The organism is Rhizobacter sp., assembly GCF_046595475.1.
GTDB lineage: Bacteria > Pseudomonadota > Gammaproteobacteria > Burkholderiales > Burkholderiaceae_C > Rhizobacter.
The window spans coordinates 1-19825 of the sequence record NZ_JBKJOQ010000129.1 but is presented as its reverse complement, the minus strand read 5'-3'; the positions used below and the strand labels follow the sequence as shown (position 1 = coordinate 19825).

At 62.3% G+C, this 19825-nt stretch carries 17 protein-coding genes; 2 read left to right on the top strand and 15 right to left on the bottom strand.

The window, feature by feature from the left end:
* Positions 1-50 precede the first annotated feature (50 nt).
* Entirely contained in the window at positions 51-1757 is a 1707-nt protein-coding gene (locus AC30QB_RS23205) for a hypothetical protein (RefSeq protein ID WP_489548652.1), read from the top strand.
* Here the strand turns inward: AC30QB_RS23205 and phoR are convergent.
* The 11 genes from phoR to AC30QB_RS23150 form a co-directional block, all read right to left on the bottom strand.
* Complete coding sequence (gene phoR, locus AC30QB_RS23200) at positions 1717-3060, bottom strand: phosphate regulon sensor histidine kinase PhoR (RefSeq protein WP_489548651.1); 1344 nt, start codon at positions 3058-3060, stop codon at positions 1717-1719. The two genes, AC30QB_RS23205 and phoR, sit on opposite strands and share 41 nt — an antisense overlap.
* Positions 3061-3066: 6 nt before the next feature.
* Positions 3067-3768: a phosphate regulon transcriptional regulator PhoB gene (gene phoB / locus AC30QB_RS23195; RefSeq protein WP_489548650.1), complete on the bottom strand. Its 702-nt coding sequence runs from the start codon at positions 3766-3768 to the stop codon at positions 3067-3069.
* A gap of 111 nt (positions 3769-3879) precedes the next feature.
* Positions 3880-4587, bottom strand: a complete 708-nt coding sequence (gene phoU, locus AC30QB_RS23190; protein WP_489548649.1) for a phosphate signaling complex protein PhoU — start codon at positions 4585-4587, stop codon at positions 3880-3882.
* Positions 4588-4602: 15 nt separating this feature from the next.
* Positions 4603-5388 (bottom strand): phosphate ABC transporter ATP-binding protein PstB, encoded by a 786-nt coding sequence (gene pstB, locus AC30QB_RS23185; protein WP_489548648.1) that lies wholly within the window; start codon positions 5386-5388, stop codon positions 4603-4605.
* Between the two features lie 18 nt (positions 5389-5406).
* Positions 5407-6273, bottom strand: coding sequence for a phosphate ABC transporter permease PstA (gene pstA, locus AC30QB_RS23180; protein ID WP_489548647.1), 867 nt, complete (start codon positions 6271-6273; stop codon positions 5407-5409).
* Positions 6270-7247 (bottom strand): phosphate ABC transporter permease subunit PstC, encoded by a 978-nt coding sequence (gene pstC, locus AC30QB_RS23175; RefSeq protein ID WP_489548673.1) that lies wholly within the window; start codon positions 7245-7247, stop codon positions 6270-6272. Before pstC ends, pstA begins: the two co-directional genes overlap by 4 nt.
* Positions 7248-7320: 73 nt before the next feature.
* The gene (pstS, locus tag AC30QB_RS23170) at positions 7321-8358 is read right to left on the bottom strand and encodes a phosphate ABC transporter substrate-binding protein PstS (protein ID WP_489548646.1); all 1038 of its coding nucleotides are present in this window, start codon (positions 8356-8358) and stop codon (positions 7321-7323) included.
* Positions 8359-8486: 128 nt separating this feature from the next.
* A complete protein-coding gene (glmM, locus tag AC30QB_RS23165; RefSeq protein ID WP_489548645.1) occupies positions 8487-9818 on the bottom strand; it encodes a phosphoglucosamine mutase in 1332 nt (443 codons plus the stop codon).
* Entirely contained in the window at positions 9815-10696 is an 882-nt protein-coding gene (gene folP, locus AC30QB_RS23160) for a dihydropteroate synthase (RefSeq protein WP_489548644.1), read from the bottom strand. Before folP ends, glmM begins: the two co-directional genes overlap by 4 nt.
* A 68-nt stretch (positions 10697-10764) precedes the next feature.
* Positions 10765-12648, bottom strand: coding sequence for an ATP-dependent zinc metalloprotease FtsH (ftsH, locus tag AC30QB_RS23155; RefSeq protein ID WP_489548643.1), 1884 nt, complete (start codon positions 12646-12648; stop codon positions 10765-10767).
* A 155-nt stretch (positions 12649-12803) separates the two neighbouring features.
* The gene (locus tag AC30QB_RS23150; RefSeq protein WP_489548642.1) at positions 12804-13490 is read right to left on the bottom strand and encodes an RlmE family RNA methyltransferase; all 687 of its coding nucleotides are present in this window, start codon (positions 13488-13490) and stop codon (positions 12804-12806) included.
* Between the two features lie 56 nt (positions 13491-13546).
* Between AC30QB_RS23150 and AC30QB_RS23145 the strand changes: the two genes are divergently transcribed.
* Complete coding sequence (locus AC30QB_RS23145) at positions 13547-14023, top strand: YhbY family RNA-binding protein (RefSeq protein WP_489548641.1); 477 nt, start codon at positions 13547-13549, stop codon at positions 14021-14023.
* A 6-nt stretch (positions 14024-14029) separates the two neighbouring features.
* Here the strand turns inward: AC30QB_RS23145 and AC30QB_RS23140 are convergent, their stop codons facing one another.
* From AC30QB_RS23140 to carA, 4 genes are all read right to left on the bottom strand, one after another.
* A complete protein-coding gene (locus AC30QB_RS23140; RefSeq protein ID WP_489548640.1) occupies positions 14030-14473 on the bottom strand; it encodes a DUF4149 domain-containing protein in 444 nt (147 codons plus the stop codon).
* Positions 14473-14949, bottom strand: coding sequence for a transcription elongation factor GreA (gene greA, locus AC30QB_RS23135; protein WP_489548639.1), 477 nt, complete (start codon positions 14947-14949; stop codon positions 14473-14475). Before greA ends, AC30QB_RS23140 begins: the two co-directional genes overlap by 1 nt.
* Positions 14950-15040: 91 nt before the next feature.
* Entirely contained in the window at positions 15041-18508 is a 3468-nt protein-coding gene (carB, locus tag AC30QB_RS23130; protein ID WP_489548638.1) for a carbamoyl-phosphate synthase large subunit, read from the bottom strand.
* On the bottom strand, positions 18501-19661 hold the full coding sequence (gene carA, locus AC30QB_RS23125) for a glutamine-hydrolyzing carbamoyl-phosphate synthase small subunit (protein ID WP_489548672.1): 1161 nt from the start codon (positions 19659-19661) through the stop codon (positions 18501-18503). Before carA ends, carB begins: the two co-directional genes overlap by 8 nt.
* Between the last annotated feature and the right edge of the window lie 164 nt (positions 19662-19825).

Sequence of the window (19825 nt, the reverse complement as noted above, 5' to 3'; positions counted from 1 at the left end):
GCCACGCCCAAGTTGCTGCATCATCGCCGTCAGTCAAATACCGTGACATCTTGAACACTCCGAACCCTGCCCTGGTCACTGAGCGCGCGGCGCGCCGGTTGCCGCGATTCGCACTGCTGCTTTTCTGTGCGGCCTACTTGCTGCCGGGTCTGTTCGGGCGCGATCCATGGAAGAGCGCCGACATCACCGCCTTCGGCTACATGGTCAACATCGCGCAGAACCACACCGCGTGGTTGTCGCCACTGGTCGGTGGCCTGCCGAGTGAGGCGGCGTTGCTGCCGTACTGGCTGGGTGCTGTTTTCATCAAGCTGTCTGGAGGGTTCGTCGCGCCAGAGCTGGCCGCCCGCATCCCGTTTGCCATGCTGCTCGGCTTCAGCTTCCTGCTGACCTGGTACAGCACCTACCACCTCGCACGCACCGATGCCGCCCAGCCTGTGCCCTTCGCTTTTGGCGGAGAGGCCAGCCCGGTCAATTACGCCCGAGCGATAGCCGATGGCGCATTGCTGGCGCTGATGGCGTCCTTGGGCCTGCTTCAACTGGGCCACGAGACCACGCCCGAGCTGGGCCAGTTGGCAAGCGTCGCGCTGTTTCTCTATGCATTGGCGGCCAGCCCGTTTCGGCCTTTCCAAAGCCGGGTGGCAGTGCTGGTTTCATTGCCCGCCCTGGCGGCGAGCGGCGCGCCCAGCATTGCCATGTTGTTGGCGGTGGCCGGCGCCATCACCTGCGCGCGCTCAAGCCATGCTCCGGCTCGGCGCTTCACGCCATGGGTTGCGGTCGCGGGGGTCCTCGCTGCGGTGGTCGCCACCAGTTTGGGTGCTTGGGGTTGGCGGTTTGAGCCATATGACAACGCCGCCGAGGCCTTCAGCGTGCTGCGGCTCTTCGCGTGGTTCATGTGGCCTGCGTGGCCACTGGCGCTGTGGACACTGTGGCGCTGGCGCTCTCACCTCTTGCATCGCCACATCGCCGTTCCCCTCAGCTGCGCATTGGTGAGCCTGCTGGCCTGCGTTGCAATGGGTGGTTCTGATCGAGCGCTGATGCTGGTGTTGCCCCCGCTGGCCGTGCTGGCGTCATTTGCACTGCCCACCTTGCACCGCGGCACGTCTTCGGCGATCGACTGGTTCTCGGTGTTCTTCTTCAGCGTCTGGGCGTTGGCAATCTGGGTCGTGTACTTGTCGGTCTACACCGGCTTTCCCGCCAAACCAGCGGCCAACGTGATGAGGCTTGCGCCAGGGTTCGTACCGCACTTCTCGACCCTCGCCCTGGTGGCGGCCATCCTCGCCACCCTCGCCTGGCTATGGCTGGTGCAATGGCGCACAGGGCGCCACCGGCACCCGCTGTGGAAGAGCATGGTCTTGCCGGCGAGCGGCGTGGCGCTGTGCTGGTTGCTGCTGATGACGCTGGGCCTGCCCCTCTTCGACTACGCACGAAGCTACAGGCCCTTGATCACGCGGGTGATGCAGTTCGTACCCCGCGATACCTGCATCGCCGCGCCTGGCATGTCACGCGCGCAGCTGGCGGCGCTGGAATACTTTGGTGACTACCGCGTCGACGGCACGGCGCCCGCCAGCAAGACGTCTTGCGAGTTTCTTCTGCTCAGCGAGACCATCACTCATCGCGCACAAGCCGGGCCCGGCTGGTTGCTGGTGGCCCGCGAACAACGCCCCTCCGACAAAGAAGAGGTCATCGCTGTCTATCGTCGCAACAGCGAAAGCTTTGCTAGCCCAGGTGCAGCGCCCGCATCGGCGTCGGCTCGATAAGCCGCACGCGCGCAGCCGGAAACACCAGGCTGAAGCTCGACCCTTTCCCCAGCTCACTGTGAATGTCGAGCTCACCGCCGTGGCGTTGCACCACGTGCTTGACAATTGACAGCCCAAGCCCTGTGCCGCCCGTTTCGCGCGAACGGCTGCCGTCGACGCGATAGAAGCGCTCGGTCAGCCGAGCGATGTGCTCGCGTGCCACGCCAATGCCAGTGTCGCTGACAGTCACTTCGCCCGAGCCGTCTTCGCGCAACCGCCAGGCCACGGTGATGCGGCCGCCCTCTGGCGTGTAGCGCACGGCATTGGTGACAAGGTTACCCACCGCACTCATCAGCTCGCTCTCGATGCCCGCCAGTTGCGCCCCATCCGCGTCGGAAACGGTGAACTGATGGCGCCCCGTCGACAGTGCCGAAGCATCGGCATGCGCTTGGTTCAACAGCTTGCCGACCGCCAACCAACGATCACTGGCCGGACGTGGGCTTCCTTCCAATTGGGCCAACGTAAGCAGGTCGTTCACCAGCGTCAGCATGCGCTGGGTCTGCTGCGACATGAGCGTCAGCACACGGCGCCGCTCAACTTCAGTAAGCGGCAAGCTGTCCATGGTTTCGATGAAACCTGACAACACGGTGAGCGGCGTTCGGATCTCGTGCGACACATTGGCCACGAAATCGCGCCTCATGCCGTCGGAGCGCTCGCGCTGGGTCACGTCTTGCGAGAGGACGAGCTTGAGCCCTTCGCCATACAGGCGCACGAGTATCGACAGGGTGCCACGCCCTCTGGGCTCAGGAATCAACACCGGCTCGCCGAACTGCCCGGCCTGCAGATACGCCACGAAGGCCGGCGCACGCACGAGGTTGGTCACACGCTGGCGGCGGTCTCGCGTGGGGTCGAGCCCGAAGTGGTCGGCGGCGACCGAGTTGCACCAAGTGATCTGATCGGCATCGTCAAGCAGCAGCACACCATTGGGCGATGCCTCCATCGCCGAGAGAAACTGCCCTAGTCGCATCTGCTCCAATTGCAGGCTCTTGTCGCGGCTGCGAATGGAGCGCTCGACCCGGTAAGCGATCTCGCCCCAAAACCCGGTGTCGCGCGGCGCCGTTTGCTCTTGCGTACCGCTGAGCCAGCGGATGAGCCGGTAGCCTCGCAGCGTGTCGACCAGGCTCAGAAGGCTGACACTGACGGCTCCACCCAAGACCGCTCCCACCACGGGCGCATGCACCGCCTCGCCGGCCAGAAAGCCCAGAAAGCCGCCCCCTGCGATGGCGCAGGCACCCGCAAACAATCTTTGCAGCAGCCAGTTCACGGTCGTCTATGCGGAGAGTGTCTGCGCCTGTTGCGTCAGGCGGTAGCCTGCACCGCGCACGGTTTCAATCATGTGCGAACAGTGCACCGGGCTGAGTGCCTCGCGCAAGCGCTTGACGTGAACGTCCACCGTGCGCTCTTCGATGAAGACATGGTCGCCCCACACGCGGTCGAGCAGCTGCGACCGGCTGTGCACGCGCTCGGGATGGGTCATGAAGAAATGCAGAAGGCGGAACTCAGTCGGGCCCAGGCGCACCTCTTGCCCGTCGCGTGCGACACGCCGCGTGGCGGGGTCAAGCTTGAGCACGCCGATCTCGACCGCAGCGTCCAATGCCTCGGGCGCCTTGCGGCGCAGCACAGCGCGTATGCGCGCCATCAGCTCATGGGTCGAGAACGGTTTGGTCAGGTAGTCGTCGGCACCCGCATCGAGGCCGGAAATCTTGTCAGCCTCTTCGGCGCGCGCCGTCAGCATGATGATCGGCAACTCGCGTGTGCGAGCCTGAGAGCGCCAGCGCTTGGCCAGCTGCAAGCCTGATTGGCCGGGCAGCATCCAGTCGAGCACCACCAGGTCGGGCAGCACGCGGTCCACCTGCAACAGCGCTTCATCCGCAGTGGTCGCAATCACCACTTCGTAGCCAGCGTGTCGCAGGTTGATCGACATCAACTCGGCGATAGCCGATTCGTCTTCCACCACCAAAACCTGGCTCATATCCGCCCCTCGCCCGGGGAGCAGCGCGGTCGATCCCCCAAGGGAATGCGGCCCGGCTTCGCAGCGGGCCAGCACTCGGCCAGCAACATAAGGTGTTTCATCGCAAATTCCTCACTTGACCATCGACTCGACTGTCTCGACCGGGTTGTGCCGCACGTCGGTGCCCTTGACGATATAAATGATGACCTCGGCCAGGTTCTTCGCATGGTCGCCTACGCGCTCAATCGCCTTGGCCACGAAGATCAGGTCGATGCTCGACGAGATCGTGCGCGGGTCCTCCATCATGTAGGTGATGAGCTTGCGCATCAGGCCATCGAACTCCTGGTCGATCTGGTCGTCTTGCTTGAGCACCTCGACAGCTTTGATGATGTCGAGGCGCGCAAACGCATCCAGCGCCTTGCGCAGCTGTGCGACGGCCAGCTCGGCCTCGTAGGCCAGGTCATTCACCGGCAGGCGCAGGCGGCTCGACACGCCGGTGTTGATCAGGCGCTGCACCGTGCGCGCAATGCGTGCGGCCTCGTCACCCACGCGTTCCAGGTTGGCAATCGTTTTCGAGATGGCAATCAGCAGGCGCAGGTCGCGTGCGGTCGGCTGGCGGCGGGCGATGATGGTCGACAGGTCTCGGTCGATCTCCATCTCCATCGCATTCACGCGCTCTTCGCTGCGCAGCACTTCGGTGGCAACTTCACCGCTGAAGTTGGTCAAGGCATAAACCGACTGCGCCACCTGAGACTCGACCAAGCCGCCCATCTCGAGCACCCGCGTCGAGATGCCGCTCAGCTCGGCATCAAATTGCGTTGAAAGATGTTTTTCTGACATGTGCTCTCCTGGGCATCAGCCGAAGCGGCCGGTGATGTAGTCCTCGGTGTCCTTCTTCTTCGGCTTCATGAAAAGCTCCGAGGTCGGGCCGAACTCGATCAAGTCGCCAAGGTACATGTAGGCCGTGAAGTCAGAGCAACGGGCCGCCTGTTGCATGTTGTGCGTAACGATGACCACGGTGTAGTCGTTCTTCAGTTCATGGATCAGCTCTTCGATCTTGCCGGTAGAGATGGGGTCGAGCGCTGAACAGGGCTCATCGAGCAAGAGCACCTCGGGCTTGATGGCAATACCGCGCGCTATGCACAAGCGCTGCTGCTGCCCGCCCGACAAACCTGAGCCACTCTGGTTGAGCTTGTCGCGCACCTCGTTCCACAGGGCCGCCTTTTTCAGCGCCCACTCCACCCGCTCGTCCATCTCGACACGCGGCAAAGACTCGAACAGCTTCACACCAAAGGCGATGTTGTCGTAGATCGACATCGGGAACGGCGTGGGCTTCTGGAAGACCATGCCGATCTTGGCGCGGATGAGTGAAACGTCTTGCTTGGACTTCAGGATGTTCTCGCCGTCGATCATGATCTCGCCCTCGGCGCGCTGCTCGGGATACAACTCGAACATGCGGTTGAAGGTGCGCAGGAGCGTTGACTTGCCGCAGCCCGAGGGGCCGATGAAGGCAGTGACCTTCTTCTCGGGGATCTCAAGGTTGATGTGCTTGAGCGCGTGGAACGCGCCGTAGTAGAAGTTGAGATCGCGCACCGCCAGCTTGGGCTGGCCGGTCACGAAGTTGTCGGCTTTGGTGTCCATGCGATGGAACTCCGGTATTCAGTGCTTGTTGCGCAGGAAGATGCGCGCGAGGATATTGAGCGCCAGTACGCCCAGCGTGATCAGGAACACACCTGCCCAGGCGAGCTTTTGCCAGTTCTCATAGGGGCTCATGGCGAACTTGAAGATGGTCACCGGCAGGTTTGCCATCGGCGAGCCGAGGTTGGTTGACCAGAACTGGTTCGACAGTGCGGTGAAAAGCAGCGGCGCGGTTTCGCCCGAGATGCGCGCAAAGGCCAGCAGCACTCCGGTCATCACGCCGGCACGAGCCGACTTCAACGTGACAGTCAAGATCACCTTCCACTTGGGCGTGCCCAGCGCGTAAGCCGCCTCACGCAGCGCATTGGGAATAAGCGAGAGCATGTTTTCGGTGGTGCGAATCACCACCGGGATCACGATCAAGGCCAGGGCGAGCACACCGGCAAAACCGGAGTAGCTCCTCATCTTGGCCACCACCACGGCGTAGATGAAAAGACCAATCACGATGGAGGGGGCGGACAACAAGATGTCGTTGATGAAGCGCGTAGCACTGCCGAGCCAACCCTTCTGCCCATACTCGGCAAGGTACACCCCCGCCATCACGCCGATGGGCGTGCCGATCAGCGTGGCCATCGACACCATGATCAGAGAGCCCATGATGGCGTTGGCCAGGCCACCGGTCTCGGCCTGCGGCGCGGGCGTCATTTCGGTGAAAACCGACCACACCAAACCACCGAAGCCCAGACGGAAGGTCTCGATCAGTATCCAGACCAGCCAGAACAAGCCAAAGGCCATGGCCGCCATCGACAGCGTGAGTGCGATTGCGTTGACGGCCTTGCGACGGCGGTTCTTGGCCAGGCGATCGGCATGCAAGGTCAGGCTGCTCATGAGCGTGCCCCTTCGCCCTTCTTCAACTGTGCCAGCAATATCTTGGACAGGGACAGCACCACGAAGGTGATGAAGAACAGCACGAGTGCCAGGTACAACAGCGAGGCTTGGTGTAGGCCTTCGCTTGCCTCGGCAAATTCGTTGGCCAGCACCGAGGTGATGCTGTTGGCCGCCTCGAACAGTGACGGGCCATTGAGCTGGTTGGCATTGCCAATCACGAAGGTGACGGCCATGGTCTCGCCCAGCGCACGCCCCAGGCCCAACATGATGCCGCCGATAACACCGGTCTTGGTGTAGGGCAACACCACCTTGAAGACCACCTCCCAAGTGGTAGAGCCCAGGCCATAGGCCGACTCTTTCAACATGGCGGGTGTGACCTCGAATACGTCGCGCATCACCGAGGCGATGAACGGAATGATCATGATGGCCAGGATAATGCCGGCCGACAAAATGCCGATGCCCACTGGCGCGCCGGAGACCAAGCCCTTGAGCACAGGCGTGTTGCCAAACATCGCCTGCAGAGGCTGCTGCACGTACGTCGACAGCACTGGGCTGAACACCAGCAAACCCCACATGCCGTAAACGATCGACGGCACGGCGGCCAGCAGCTCCACCGCGATGCCCAGCGGGCGGCGCAGCCAGTTCGGCGACAGCTCGGTGAGGAAGAGCGCAATGCCGAAGCTCACCGGTACCGCGATGATCAGTGCAATCAGCGAGGTCATCAGCGTGCCGTAGATCATCACCAGGCCGCCGTACTTGTCTTGCACGGGGTCCCAGTCGCTGCTCCACAGAAAGCCCAAGCCGAATTCGCGTATCGCCGGTGCGGCACCAATCAGCAGTGAGCCGATGATGCCGGCCAGCAAGAGCAAGGTGAGGATGGCCGCGCCATGCGCGAGCACGGAGAACACCGTGTCGGCCCAAGGCACGTTGCGCCGCACAGCCGGTGGGCGCCCCAGCGGCTCAGTGCGTTGCATCTTGTCCGGGTCGTAGTGGGATGCTGGAAGTGTAGCGGCCACGGTGCCTCCGAAGGCTCAGGCGAGGGTCAGGTCACTGCAGGCTGATGGCCTTTGCCGAAGCGTCTTTCACCTCGTGCCACTGCTTGCGCACCAGGCTCTTCACCGCGTCGGGCAGGGCCACGTATTCAAGCTCGGCCGCGGCCTTGTCGCCGTTCGCGTAGGCCCAATCGAAGAACTTGAGCGTGGCCACGGCTTGTGCAGGCTTGTCTTGCACCTTGTGCAGCAGGATGAAGGTGGCACCCGTGAGCGGCCAGGCTTCCTTGCCCGGCTGCTCGGTCAGCACCTGGTAGAAGCTCCTGTCCCAGTCGGCATTCGCGGCGGCGGCCTTGAAGTTGATGTCGTCCGGGGCCACGAAAGCGCCGTCCTTGTTCTTCAGCAAGGTATAGGTCATCTTGTTTTGCTTGACGTAGGCGTACTCGACGTAACCGATCGAGTTGGGCAGGCGACTGACGAACGCTGCAACGCCTTCGTTGCCCTTGCCGCCAGCGCCGGTGGGCCAGTTCACGGCCGTGCCTTCGCCGACCTTGGTCTTCCACCCTTCATTCACCTTCGAGAGGTAGTTGGTGAAGATGAAACTCGTGCCCGAACCGTCGGCACGGCGCACCACCGAGATCGCTGCATCAGGCAAGGGCACACCGGGGTTCAACGCCGTCAGTGCAGCGTCGTTCCACTTGGTGATCTTGCCGAGATAGATATCACCCAACACGAGACCGGTCAGCTTGATCTGGCCGGGCTTGATACCGGCAATGTTGACCACCGGCACCACGCCACCGATGACAGTGGGGAACTGGATGAGGCCGTCTTTTTGCAGCTCGTCGTCCTTGAGCGGCATGTCTGACGCGCCGAAGTCGACAGTTTTGCCGCGGATCTGCTTCAGGCCAGCGCCGGAGCCGACCGATTGGTAGTTGATGCGGGCACCGGTCGCCTTGTTATAGGCATCGGCCCACTTGGCGTAGATGGGGGCGGGGAAGGAAGCGCCAGCGCCAGTGACGTCTTGCGCCATTGCAGTGCCAGCGGCCAGGGTCAGCGCGACAGCAGTCGCGGCAAAACGGATCGAGGTTGTGTTCATGAATGCACCTTTCCAGAGAGTGGGCTGATGGAATGGTGCGACTGTAAAAACTAGATGTGACAACGTCGTGACACATTCAGCCTCACTGTCATCGTCACATGACAGTCATTTAAAAGTCACAAATACCGTCATGCATGGAAAAGCGCAGCCAAACGCTCGGCACAACTGTGTGCCTGCGCGGCGTCACGCGCTTCGACCATCACCCGCACCAGCGGCTCGGTACCCGACGGGCGGATCAGCAGTCGGCCATTGGCGCCTAGCTCTCTCTGAGCCTGAGCCTGGGCTTCGGCCAGGCCTTCGGTTATTTTCCAATCTTGCCCAGGCTTCAGCCGCACATTGATCAGCACCTGGGGAAAGAGCGTGACAGGTGCCAGCAACTGGGCGAGCGATTGACCGCTGCGGCTGATGGCCTGCAACACCTGCAGAGCACTCACGATGCCGTCGCCGGTGGTGTGTTTGTCGAGCGCCAGCAAGTGGCCTGAGCCTTCACCGCCCAGCAGCCAACCGCGAGCAGCCAGCTCTTCCAGCACATAGCGGTCACCCACCTTGGCTCGCACGAACTCGATGTCGCGGGCTTTGAGCGCCACCTCGACGGCCATGTTGGTCATCAAGGTACCCACGGCGCCCGGAACACGCTGGCCTTGAGCCAGGCGGTCGGCCACCATCACGTACAGCAACTCGTCGCCGTTGTAGAGACGGCCCGTCGAGTCGACCAGTTGCAGGCGGTCTGCATCACCGTCTAGTGCGACACCGTAGTCGGCCTGGTGTTCCTTCACCGCCTGAACCAATGCGGCGGGCGAAGTCGCGCCAAAGCCGTCGTTGATGTTGAGCCCATCCGGGCTGCAGCCAATGCCGATGACCTCGGCACCCAGCTCATGAAACACCTCAGGGGCGATCTGGTAGGCCGCCCCGTGAGCCGCGTCGACCACAACCTTCAGGCCCTTGAGTGACAGGTCATGGCCGAAAGTGCTCTTGCAGAACTCGACATAGCGGCCGCGTGCGTCTTCCAGGCGCTTGGCTTTGCCCAGCTGCACCGACTCGACCCAGTTCGGCGGCTCGCTCAGTGCGGCTTCAACTTCGCGCTCCCATTGATCAGGCAGTTTCTCGCCGCGGGCGGAGAAAAATTTGATGCCGTTGTCGGGGTAGGCGTTGTGTGAAGCGCTGATCACAACACCGAGGTCGAGCCGCAACGCGCGCGTGAGGTAAGCCACACCCGGCGTGGGCAGTGGGCCGCTGAGCAAGACGTCGACACCGGCTGACGCAAAGCCGGCTTCAAGCGCCGACTCGATCATGTAACCCGAAATGCGCGTGTCCTTACCTATCAGCACGGTCGGCCGAGTGATGTGCGCCTTGAGCACCCGGCCCACAGCGTGGCCCAGGCGAAGCATGAAATCGGGCGTGATGGGCGCCTGCCCCACAGTGCCACGGATGCCATCGGTGCCAAAGTAAGTTCTGCTCATGTGATTCGTTTGTCCTTGCCCCTGAATTGTGCAGCAGCCGAATCGACAGGCAAACTCAGCAACCCGGCCACTCCCATCACCTTGAGGGCATCGACAGTGGCAGCCACGTCATGCACGCGCAGCACGCCGGCGCCATGCAGCGCAGCCGCCAGCGCAGCGGCCACGCTGGCCGCCAGCCGATCGCCCACTGGCCTACCTGTCAGCACGCCGAGGGTGCTCTTGCGCGACCAGCCCACCATCAAGGGGTAACCCAAGGCTAGCAGCTCTTCTTGCCTCGCCAGCAGCGCGAGGTTGTGTTCCACCGTTTTGCCAAAACCGATGCCGGGATCGAGCACCACGCGCTCGGGGTGCAGCCCAGCGACCCGGGCGGCAGCTGCGCGGGCAGCCAGAAAAGCGCCTACCTCGGCCAGCACATCGCCGTAAATCGGCAGGCCCTGCATGGACTGAGGTTCGCCCTGCATGTGCATCAGGCAAACGCCGCAAGACGGGTGGGACGCCACCGCTTCGAGCGCGCCAGGCCAACGCAGCGCATAGATGTCGTTGACGATGTCGGCACCGAGATCGAGCGCCGCACGCATGATCTCGGGCTTGTACGTGTCGACGGACACCGGCACACCCAGCGAGAGTGCGCCCTTCAACACGGGCAGCACCCGCGCCCACTCTTCTTCGAGCGGCAAGGGCACCGCACCTGGCCGGCTCGATTCGCCACCCAGATCGAGGATGTCAACACCTTCCTTGACCATCTGCTCGCAGCGCGCCAGGGCAGCCTGCGTCGTTGCGTGCCGGCCACCATCAGAAAACGAATCGGGGGTGATATTGACGATGCCCATCACCCGAGGGTGGCTCAGGTCGATGCGGTAGCGGGTGGTCTGCCACATTGGCATGCAGCCTCACGAAATGGAAACGGGGCCTAAGCCCCGTTTGGTTCAAACCGCAGGTTTGTCGCTCAGGCCGCGGCCGGCGCGCTGTCGGGGTTGACCGGTGGCACTGAGCCACCCGATCGGCTGGACGGCGTAGACCAGTCCTTGGGTGGGCGTGGTGGCTTGTCGTTCATGATGTCGTCGATCTGCTCGGTGTCTATGGTTTCCCATTCAAGCAGAGCCTTGGCCATCGCGTGCATCTTGTCCTTGTTGGCCTCAATGTGGCGGCGGGCAGTGGCGTACTGCTCGTCGATGATTCGGCGCACTTCCACATCCACGCGCTGCATGGTTTCTTCAGACACATTGGTCGTCTTGGTCACCGAGCGGCCAAGGAAGACCTCGCCCTCGTTCTCGGCATAGACCATCGGACCCATGGCCTCGCTCATGCCGTAACGCATGACCATGTCGCGGGCGATCTGCGTGGCGCGCTCGAAGTCGTTGCTGGCGCCGGTGGTCATCTCCCCCATGAACACCTCTTCGGCGATTCGGCCACCGAACAAGATGGAAATGGTGGTCAGCATGCGAATCTTGTCTGTGCTGTAGCGGTCGCCTTCAGGCAACTGCATGGTCACGCCCAGCGCACGGCCGCGCGGGATCACCGTCACCTTGTGAACCGGGTCAGCCTTCGGCATCAGACGCGCCACCAGAGCATGCCCTGACTCGTGGTAAGCGGTGTTGCGGCGCTCGTCTTCGGCCATGGCCATAGACTTGCGTTCCGGGCCCATCATGATCTTGTCCTTGGCCTTCTCGAAGTCGATCATGTCGACCACCCGTCCGTTGCGGCGAGCCGCAAACAAGGCCGCCTCGTTGACGAGGTTGGCCAGATCAGCACCCGAGAACCCAGGCGTGCCGCGAGCCAGGATGTCGGCCCGGATGTCTTGGCCGACCGGTACCTTGCGCATGTGCACGTTGAGAATCTGCTCGCGGCCACGCACGTCGGGCAGCGTTACATAGACCTGGCGGTCGAAACGGCCTGGGCGCAGCAACGCGGGGTCAAGGATGTCGGGCCGGTTGGTTGCCGCCATCACGATCACGCCAAGGTTGGTCTCGAAACCGTCCATCTCGACCAACATCTGGTTCAGCGTTTGCTCGCGCTCGTCATTGCCACCGCCCAGGCCGGCACCGCGATGGCGGCCGACAGCGTCGATTTCGTCGACAAAGATGATGCAAGGCGCGCTCTTCTTCGCCTGCTCGAACATGTCGCGCACGCGCGCGGCGCCAACACCGACAAACATTTCAACGAAGTCAGAGCCCGAGATGCTGAAAAACGGCACCTTGGCCTCACCGGCAATGGCCTTCGCCAGCAGGGTTTTGCCGGTGCCGGGAGGGCCGACCAGCAACACGCCGCGCGGAATTCGCCCGCCGAGCTTCTGGAATTTCTGCGGGTCTTTCAGGAAGTCGACCAGCTCCTTGACTTCTTCCTTGGCCTCGTCGCAGCCGGCGACGTCAGCGAAGGTGGTCGTGTTGTTGGCCTCATCGAGCATGCGCGCCTTCGACTTGCCAAAGCTGAAAGCTCCACCCTTGCCGCCGCCTTGCATTTGGCGCATGAAGTAGATCCAGACCGCAATCAACAGCAGCATGGGCCCCCACGAGACCAAGATGTTCATCAGCACGGAAGGCTCTTCATCTGCCTTGCCTGCGACTTGTACACCGTACTTCATGAGGTCGCCGACCATCCAGATGTCGCCGGGCTGAGCAATGGTGTAGCTCTGGCCATCGCTCGGGGTAACTTTGAGGTTGCGCCCCTGCACTTCCACGCGCTTGACCTTGCCGGCCTTGGCGTCGTCCATGAACTGCGTGTAGGTCACGCCCTCGGCGACACGAGGCTTGTCGAACTGCTTGAAGACAGTGAACAGCACCAAGGCGATCACCAACCAAACAGCAACTTTAGAGAACCATTGATTGTTCACCGCGGCTCCTTCTGCAAATCAATACTTCCGCACAGGCGCACGGCGTGCCCCGCATCCACGGGATATGGGGCGGATTCTATTCCAGACAAGGGGGTCGCCTGGCTTGATGTTCCCCTCGGTGAACGAGGTGTTTGGTCTGGAGCCAAGGCACTACTTCACGAACGCTTATCGGCATCATTTGCCGGGTTCTTGAGACCCAGGCCCACCAGAAAAGTTTCGGCCGATTTGTCGCGCGATGCCTTTGGCTTGATGGGCTTGACCACTCGAAAAGTTGCCTTGAACAGATCGGTGAGTGCGCTGTGGCCGCTGCCGTGAAATACCTTGGTCACCAGCGCGCCATTGGGCGTCAGGTGGTTCTGGGCGAACTCGACGGCCAGCTCGACCAGGTGCTCCATGCGGGCAGCGTCGGAGCTCTGGATGCCCGACAGGTTGGGTGCCAAGTCGGACACCACCACGTCGACAGCGCGGCCGCCGAGCAGTGCTCGCAGCTGGGCCAGCACAACCTCTTCGCGGAAATCACCTTGAAGGAAGTGAACGCCTTCGATCGGCTCCATCGGCAGCACGTCGAGCGCAATGATCGTGCCGTTCAGTTCGCCCGCAGCGGCCGCGCCCGTACCAACGAATTTGCGCCTCACATACTGGCTCCAGGCGCCTGGCGTCGACCCGAGGTCGACCACCAGCTGACCCGGGCGTATGAGCTTGAGCGTCTCGTCGATTTCCTTGAGCTTGTAGGCGGCGCGCGCCCGATACCCCTCTTTTTGGGCCAGCTTGACGTAGGTGTCATTCACATGGTCGTGCAGCCACGCCTTGTTGACCTTCTTGCTTTTTGTCTGAGTTTTCATGAGCTTGCCCCTGAGTCGACGCTTTTGCGCCGAGCTTTGCCAACGATAATAGAGGCATGCCTGCCATCGAACTCCGCCCCGTCCAGCGCAAGGAAAAACGCGCTGAAGCCCATCACCTCGAACCGCTGGTTCGCATCGGCGGCGAGGGCCTCACCCCCGCTGTGATCAAGGAAGCCGATGCCGCGCTCAACGCCCACGGTTTGATCAAGGTGCGCGTGTTCTCCGATGAGCGCGAAACCCGCGAGGCTTTCTTCGCCCAGCTGAGCGATGAGCTGAACGCCGCGCCCATTCAGCACATAGGCAAGCTGCTGGTACTGTGGCGCCCCATTCCCCCGAAAGAAAAGGCTGAGCGCGACGACGATCGCAAGCCCGGCCCCAAAGTGGTGAAGATCCTCAAGTTTTCCAAGAGCGGCAATCACCGCCCCCAGGTCAAGAAAATCAAGCTGTTGGGCAACCAGCGCCTCGCTGCTGGCGGCGAAGTAAAGCGGGCCAAAAAGCGCATCACCAGCGTCAAGCGCACCGCGCCCGAATGATCGGCCTCAGGCGCTCGACAAGCGCCACGCCAGCGACAGGGTAAATAGCCCCTTGAGCCCGAACAGCACGGCCGACACCCCGTGCAAAGCGCCAAACGACCACATGCCCTGCCCGGCTCTGGCGGCCGTCATCATGGGCTGGACGGCAAAGTAGCCGAGCATCGTGCAAAACAAGGTACCCAGTACCAACACGATGTCGGTGCTGAACACCGATCCCCGGCCCGCTTCTGAGTTGATGCGCGCCAGGTGGCGCACCATCAAGAGCATCAACACCGAGACCACGAGGCTCAAATAGGCCTCTTGCATGAACATGCGCCCCGCCACGCGCCCTGCTGCCTCAGGCACCAAGCTGGCAAAGCCCGCGGGCGCGCCAATCGCCGCGATGCCGAAAATTAAGCCGGCCCATACGCCTGCGGTGCAGGCCGCCACACGCCGGGTGTCGAAGCGCATCAGATGTAGCGAACCTTGATGATCTCGTAGCTCTTGACGCCACCTGGAGCTTGCACTTCGGCCACGGCCCCGACTTCCTTGCCGATCAAGGCCCGAGCAATGGGCGAGCCGATCGAGATACGGCCTTGCTTCAGATCGGCTTCGTCTTCACCCACGATCTGGTACGTCACGGCCGTGCCCGAGTCCTCGTCTTCCAGATCGACCGTGGCGCCAAACACCACGCGACCTTCGGTATTCAAGGTGCTCGGGTCGATGATCTGGGCTGCTGCGAGCTTGCCTTCAATCTCCAGGATGCGGCCTTCGATGAAGCCCTGCTTGTCCTTGGCCGCTTCGTACTCGGCGTTTTCTGAAAGATCACCTTGCGCCCGGGCTTCGGCGATGGCCTGAACCACCGCATGGCGCTCTACGGTCTTCAAGCGGTGCAGCTCTTCTTTCAGCAGTTGCGCGCCGCGGGTGGTGACGGGAATGGTGGCCATGGTGAAACCTTGAAACTCAAAATGAAAACCGCCGCCTTCTCCCTTACGGGAGTGTCGGCGGCGGCCGATACGGAAGAGAGATGACGAAAGTCTAGTGCAGTTCAGCGTGCAACTCTTGCAGGGATAGCACCACCAGATCGTCCTGGTGCTTCATGCCTTCCACTGCGGCTTCGCAACCCGCCATGCTGGTGTAGTAGGTGATGCGATTGGCCAGCGCCGCCTGGCGAATGTGGCGCGAGTCGCCGATCGCTGTGCGGGTTTCGTCCACCGTCGTGAAGACGAGCTGAATCTCACCCGCCTTGAGCATGTCGACAATGTGTGGCCGGCCGTCCTTGACCTTGTTGACCACCCTCACCGGCACGCCGCCTTCGGCAATGGCCGCCGCCGTGCCCTTGGTCGCGACCACCTCGAAGCCCAGCGCCACTAGATCACGGGCCACGACCACCGCACGCGGCTTGTCGCTGCTCTTGACCGTGATGCACACCGTGCCCTTGTTGGGCAGGCGTGAGCCAGCACCAAGCTGGCTCTTGAGCATGGCTTCGCCGAAGGTACGGCCTGCGCCCATCACCTCGCCGGTAGAACGCATTTCCGGGCCGAGAATGGGGTCGACACCGGGGAATTTGTTGAACGGAAATACCGCTTCTTTCACCGAGAAGTAAGGCGGAATGACCTCGACAGGCATCTTGCCGTTCAGGCCCTTCTGATCCACCAACCTTTGGCCCACCATGCAGCGAGCTGCAATCTTGGCCAAGGGCTGGCCGGTAGCCTTAGACACAAACGGCACGGTGCGCGAGGCACGTGGGTTCACTTCGAGCACGTAGACCACGGCGTCGGCGCCTTCGCCTTGAATGGCGAACTGCACGTTCATCAAACCCTTGACCTTGAGCGCCATTGCCATCGCAATGGTCTGGCGGCGCAGCTCGTCTTGCAACGCCTTGGGCAGCGAATACGGTGGCAGTGAACAGGCCGAGTCGCCCGAATGGATGCCGGCTTGTTCGACGTGTTCCATGATGCCGCCGATCATGCAATCGACGCCATCACTGATGCAGTCCACGTCGACCTCGATCGCGTCGTCCAGAAAGCGGTCGAGCAGCACCGGCGACTTCTCGCTCACCTTGACCGCTTCGCGCATATAGCGCTCTAGATCCTTGTCGCCGTGCACGATTTCCATCGCGCGGCCGCCCAGCACGTAACTCGGGCGCACCACCAGCGGGTAGCCGATCTCCTGCGCCAGCAGCAGAGCTTGCTCTTCAGTGCGGGCAGTGCGGTTGGGTGGTTGCTTCAGGCCCAAGGCATGCAGCAGCTTCTGGAAGCGCTCGCGGTCTTCGGCGATGTCGATGCTGTCGGGTGTGGTGCCCACGATGGGCACGCCGGCGCGCTCAAGATCGAGCGCGAGCTTCAGCGGTGTCTGGCCACCGTACTGCACGATCACGCCGAGCGGCTTTTCTTTGTCGACGATCTCGAGCACGTCTTCCAGCGTCACGGGCTCGAAGTACAGGCGATCCGAGGTGTCATAGTCAGTCGACACGGTCTCGGGGTTGCAGTTGACCATGATGGTCTCGTAGCCGTCCTCGCGCAAGGCGAGCGCCGCGTGCACGCAGCAGTAGTCAAACTCGATGCCCTGCCCGATGCGGTTGGGGCCACCGCCCAGCACCATGATCTTCTTCTTGTTAGTGGGCTCGGCCTCGCACTCTTCGTCATAGGTCGAGTACATGTAAGCCGTCTGCGTGGCGAACTCGGCCGCGCAGGTGTCGACGCGCTTGTAGACCGGGCGTACCTTTTGCGCCCAGCGCGCTTCACGCACGGCATGCTGGTGCGTGCCGAGCAGCTTGGCCAAACGCCGGTCGGAAAAGCCCTTCTGCTTGAGAAAGCGCAGCTCTTCGGTCGACAGGCTCTCAAGCATTCGGCCTTCGATGGCCTGCTCAGCCTGAATCAATTGCTCGATCTGCGCCAGGAACCATGGGTCGATGGCGGTCTCTTCGAATACCTCTTGCAAGCTCATCCCAATACGGAAGGCATCGCCCACGTAGAGGATGCGCTCGGGGCCGGCTTCGCCGATCTCTTCAATGATCTCGTCGCGGTCGGTCGAGCGCTCGGTCAGGCCGTCAATGCCAGTTTCCAGGCCGCGCAAGGCCTTCTGGAAGCTTTCCTGGAAGGTGCGGCCCATGGCCATCACCTCGCCCACCGATTTCATCTGCGTGGTCAGGTGCGAGTCGGCGGCGGGGAATTTCTCGAAGGCGAAGCGCGGGATCTTGGTGACCACATAGTCGATGCTGGGCTCGAACGACGCCGGGGTCGCACCACCGGTGATGTCGTTGCGCAGCTCGTCGAGTGTGTAGCCCACGGCCAGCTTTGCAGCCACCTTGGCAATCGGAAAGCCCGTTGCCTTCGAGGCCTGCGCCGATGAACGCGACACGCGCGGGTTCATCTCGATCACGACCATGCTGCCGTCTTTCGGGTTGATCGCGAACTGCACGTTCGAGCCGCCGGTGTCGACACCGATCTCGCGCAGGATCGCGATGCTCGCGTTGCGCAGCTCGTCGAGTGTGTAGCCCACGGCCAGCTTTGCAGCCACCTTGGCAATCGGGAAACCCGTGGCCTTGGAAGCCAATGCGGATGAGCGCGACACGCGCGGGTTCATCTCGATCACGACCATGCGGCCGTCTTTCGGGTTGATGGAAAACTGCACGTTGGAGCCACCTGTGTCGACGCCGATCTCGCGCAAGATGGCGATGCTGGCGTTACGCAGCAACTGGTACTCCTTGTCGGTGAGCGTCTGCGCAGGCGCCACTGTGATGGAGTCGCCGGTGTGAATGCCCATGGGGTCGAGGTTTTCGATGGCGCACACGATGATGCAGTTGTCGGCGCGGTCGCGCACGACTTCCATCTCGAACTCCTTCCAGCCGATCAGGCTCTCTTCAATCAACAGCTCTTTGGTGGGCGACAGGTCGAGGCCGCGCTTGCAGATCTCTTCGAACTCTTCGGGGTTGTAGGCAATGCCACCACCCGTACCGCCTAGCGTGAAGCTCGGGCGCACCACCATCGGGAAGCCGTTGCCGCCGATTTCGAGCTGAATGCGCTTCTGCACGGCCAGCGCGTCATCCATCGAATGCGCGATGCCCGACCGGGCCGAATGCAGGCCGATGCCGGTCATGGCGTCCTTGAACTTCAGGCGGTCTTCGGCCTTCTCGATCGCCTTTTCATTCGCACCGATCATCTCGACGTTGTACTTCGAGAGCACACCGTTCTTGTGCAGGTCGAGCGCGCAATTCAGCGCGGTCTGGCCGCCCATGGTGGGCAGCACGGCATCGGGCCGCTCCTTGGCGATGATCTTCTCGACCACTTGCCAGGTGATGGGCTCGATGTAGGTGACATCGGCCATCTCGGGGTCGGTCATGATCGTCGCCGGGTTGCTGTTGACGAGGATGACCTTGTAGCCCTCTTCGCGCAGCGCCTTGCAGGCTTGCGCGCCCGAGTAGTCGAACTCACAGGCCTGGCCAATGATGATCGGGCCTGCACCAATGATGAGGATGGATTTGAGGTCTGAGCGCTTAGGCATTTGTGTTCTTCTCCATCAGCGCGGTGAAACGATCGAACAGGTAGGAAATGTCATGCGGTCCGGGTGAGGCCTCGGGGTGGCCCTGGAAGCAGAAAGCGGGTTTGTCGGTACGGGCCAGGCCTTGCAACGTGCCATCAAAGAGGCTCACGTGCGTAGGGCGCAGGTTGGCGGGTAGGGACTTTTCGTCCACCGCAAAACCGTGGTTCTGACTGGTGATGCTCACGCGTCCGTCGTCTAGATCTTTCACCGGATGGTTGGCACCGTGATGGCCGAACTTCATCTTGAAGGTCTTGGCCCCGGAGGCCAGCGCCATGATCTGATGACCGAGGCAGATGCCGAAGGTGGGAATGCCCGCTTCGATCAACTCGCGCGTGGCGCGGATGGCGTAGTCGCAAGGCTCAGGGTCGCCGGGGCCGTTGCTGAGGAAGATGCCATCGGGCTTGTGCGCCTGCACGTCGGCAGATGACGTCTGCGCCGGCACCACGGTCACCTTGCAGCCGCGGCTGGCCAGCATACGCAGGATATTGCGCTTGACGCCGAAGTCGTAGGCGACCACATGGAATCGTGGCGACTTGAGCGTGCCATAGCCGCCCTCGAGCGACCACTCGGTTTGAGTCCATTCAGTGGTGTCGGATTGGCTCACCACCTTAGCGAGATCGAGACCGTTCATCGCGGGGGCCGACTTCGCCAAGGTGATTGCCTTGTCGGCGTGGGCGGCGGTCAGCGCCTCGCCCAGCGGCAGCGTGAAAATGCATCCGTTCTGCGCGCCCTTGCTGCGCAAAACACGCGTCAGCCGGCGGGTGTCGATGTTGGCGATGGCAACGGTGCCTTCGGCCTTCAAGTAGTCCGACAAACTCACCGTCTGGCGGAAGTTTGAGGCCACGATCGGCAGATCTTTGATGATCAGGCCAGCGGCGTACACCTTGCTCGCCTCGACGTCTTCAAGATTGACGCCGTAGTTCCCGATGTGCGGGTAGGTCAGCGTGACGATCTGGCGGCAGTAACTGGGATCGGTGAGGATTTCCTGGTAGCCGGTAAGTGCGGTGTTGAACACCACCTCGCCAACCGTGTGGCCGGCAGCGCCGATCGACACACCTTGGAACACCGTTCCGTCCGCGAGTGCGAGGAGAGCCTGGGCTTGAATTGGCAGCAATGGCGGGGGCACACGATTCTCCGATTTGTGCGCGCCCAGCTCTGCTCTTCGAGCACGAGACCGGTTGAGAAAACTGAGGGAGTTTTCGGCAGGAAACAGCGAGAGGAGTCGCTGGGCGGTGGGGTTGCGGGTAAACCTTCGTATTGTACCCGAGCGATGAGCCT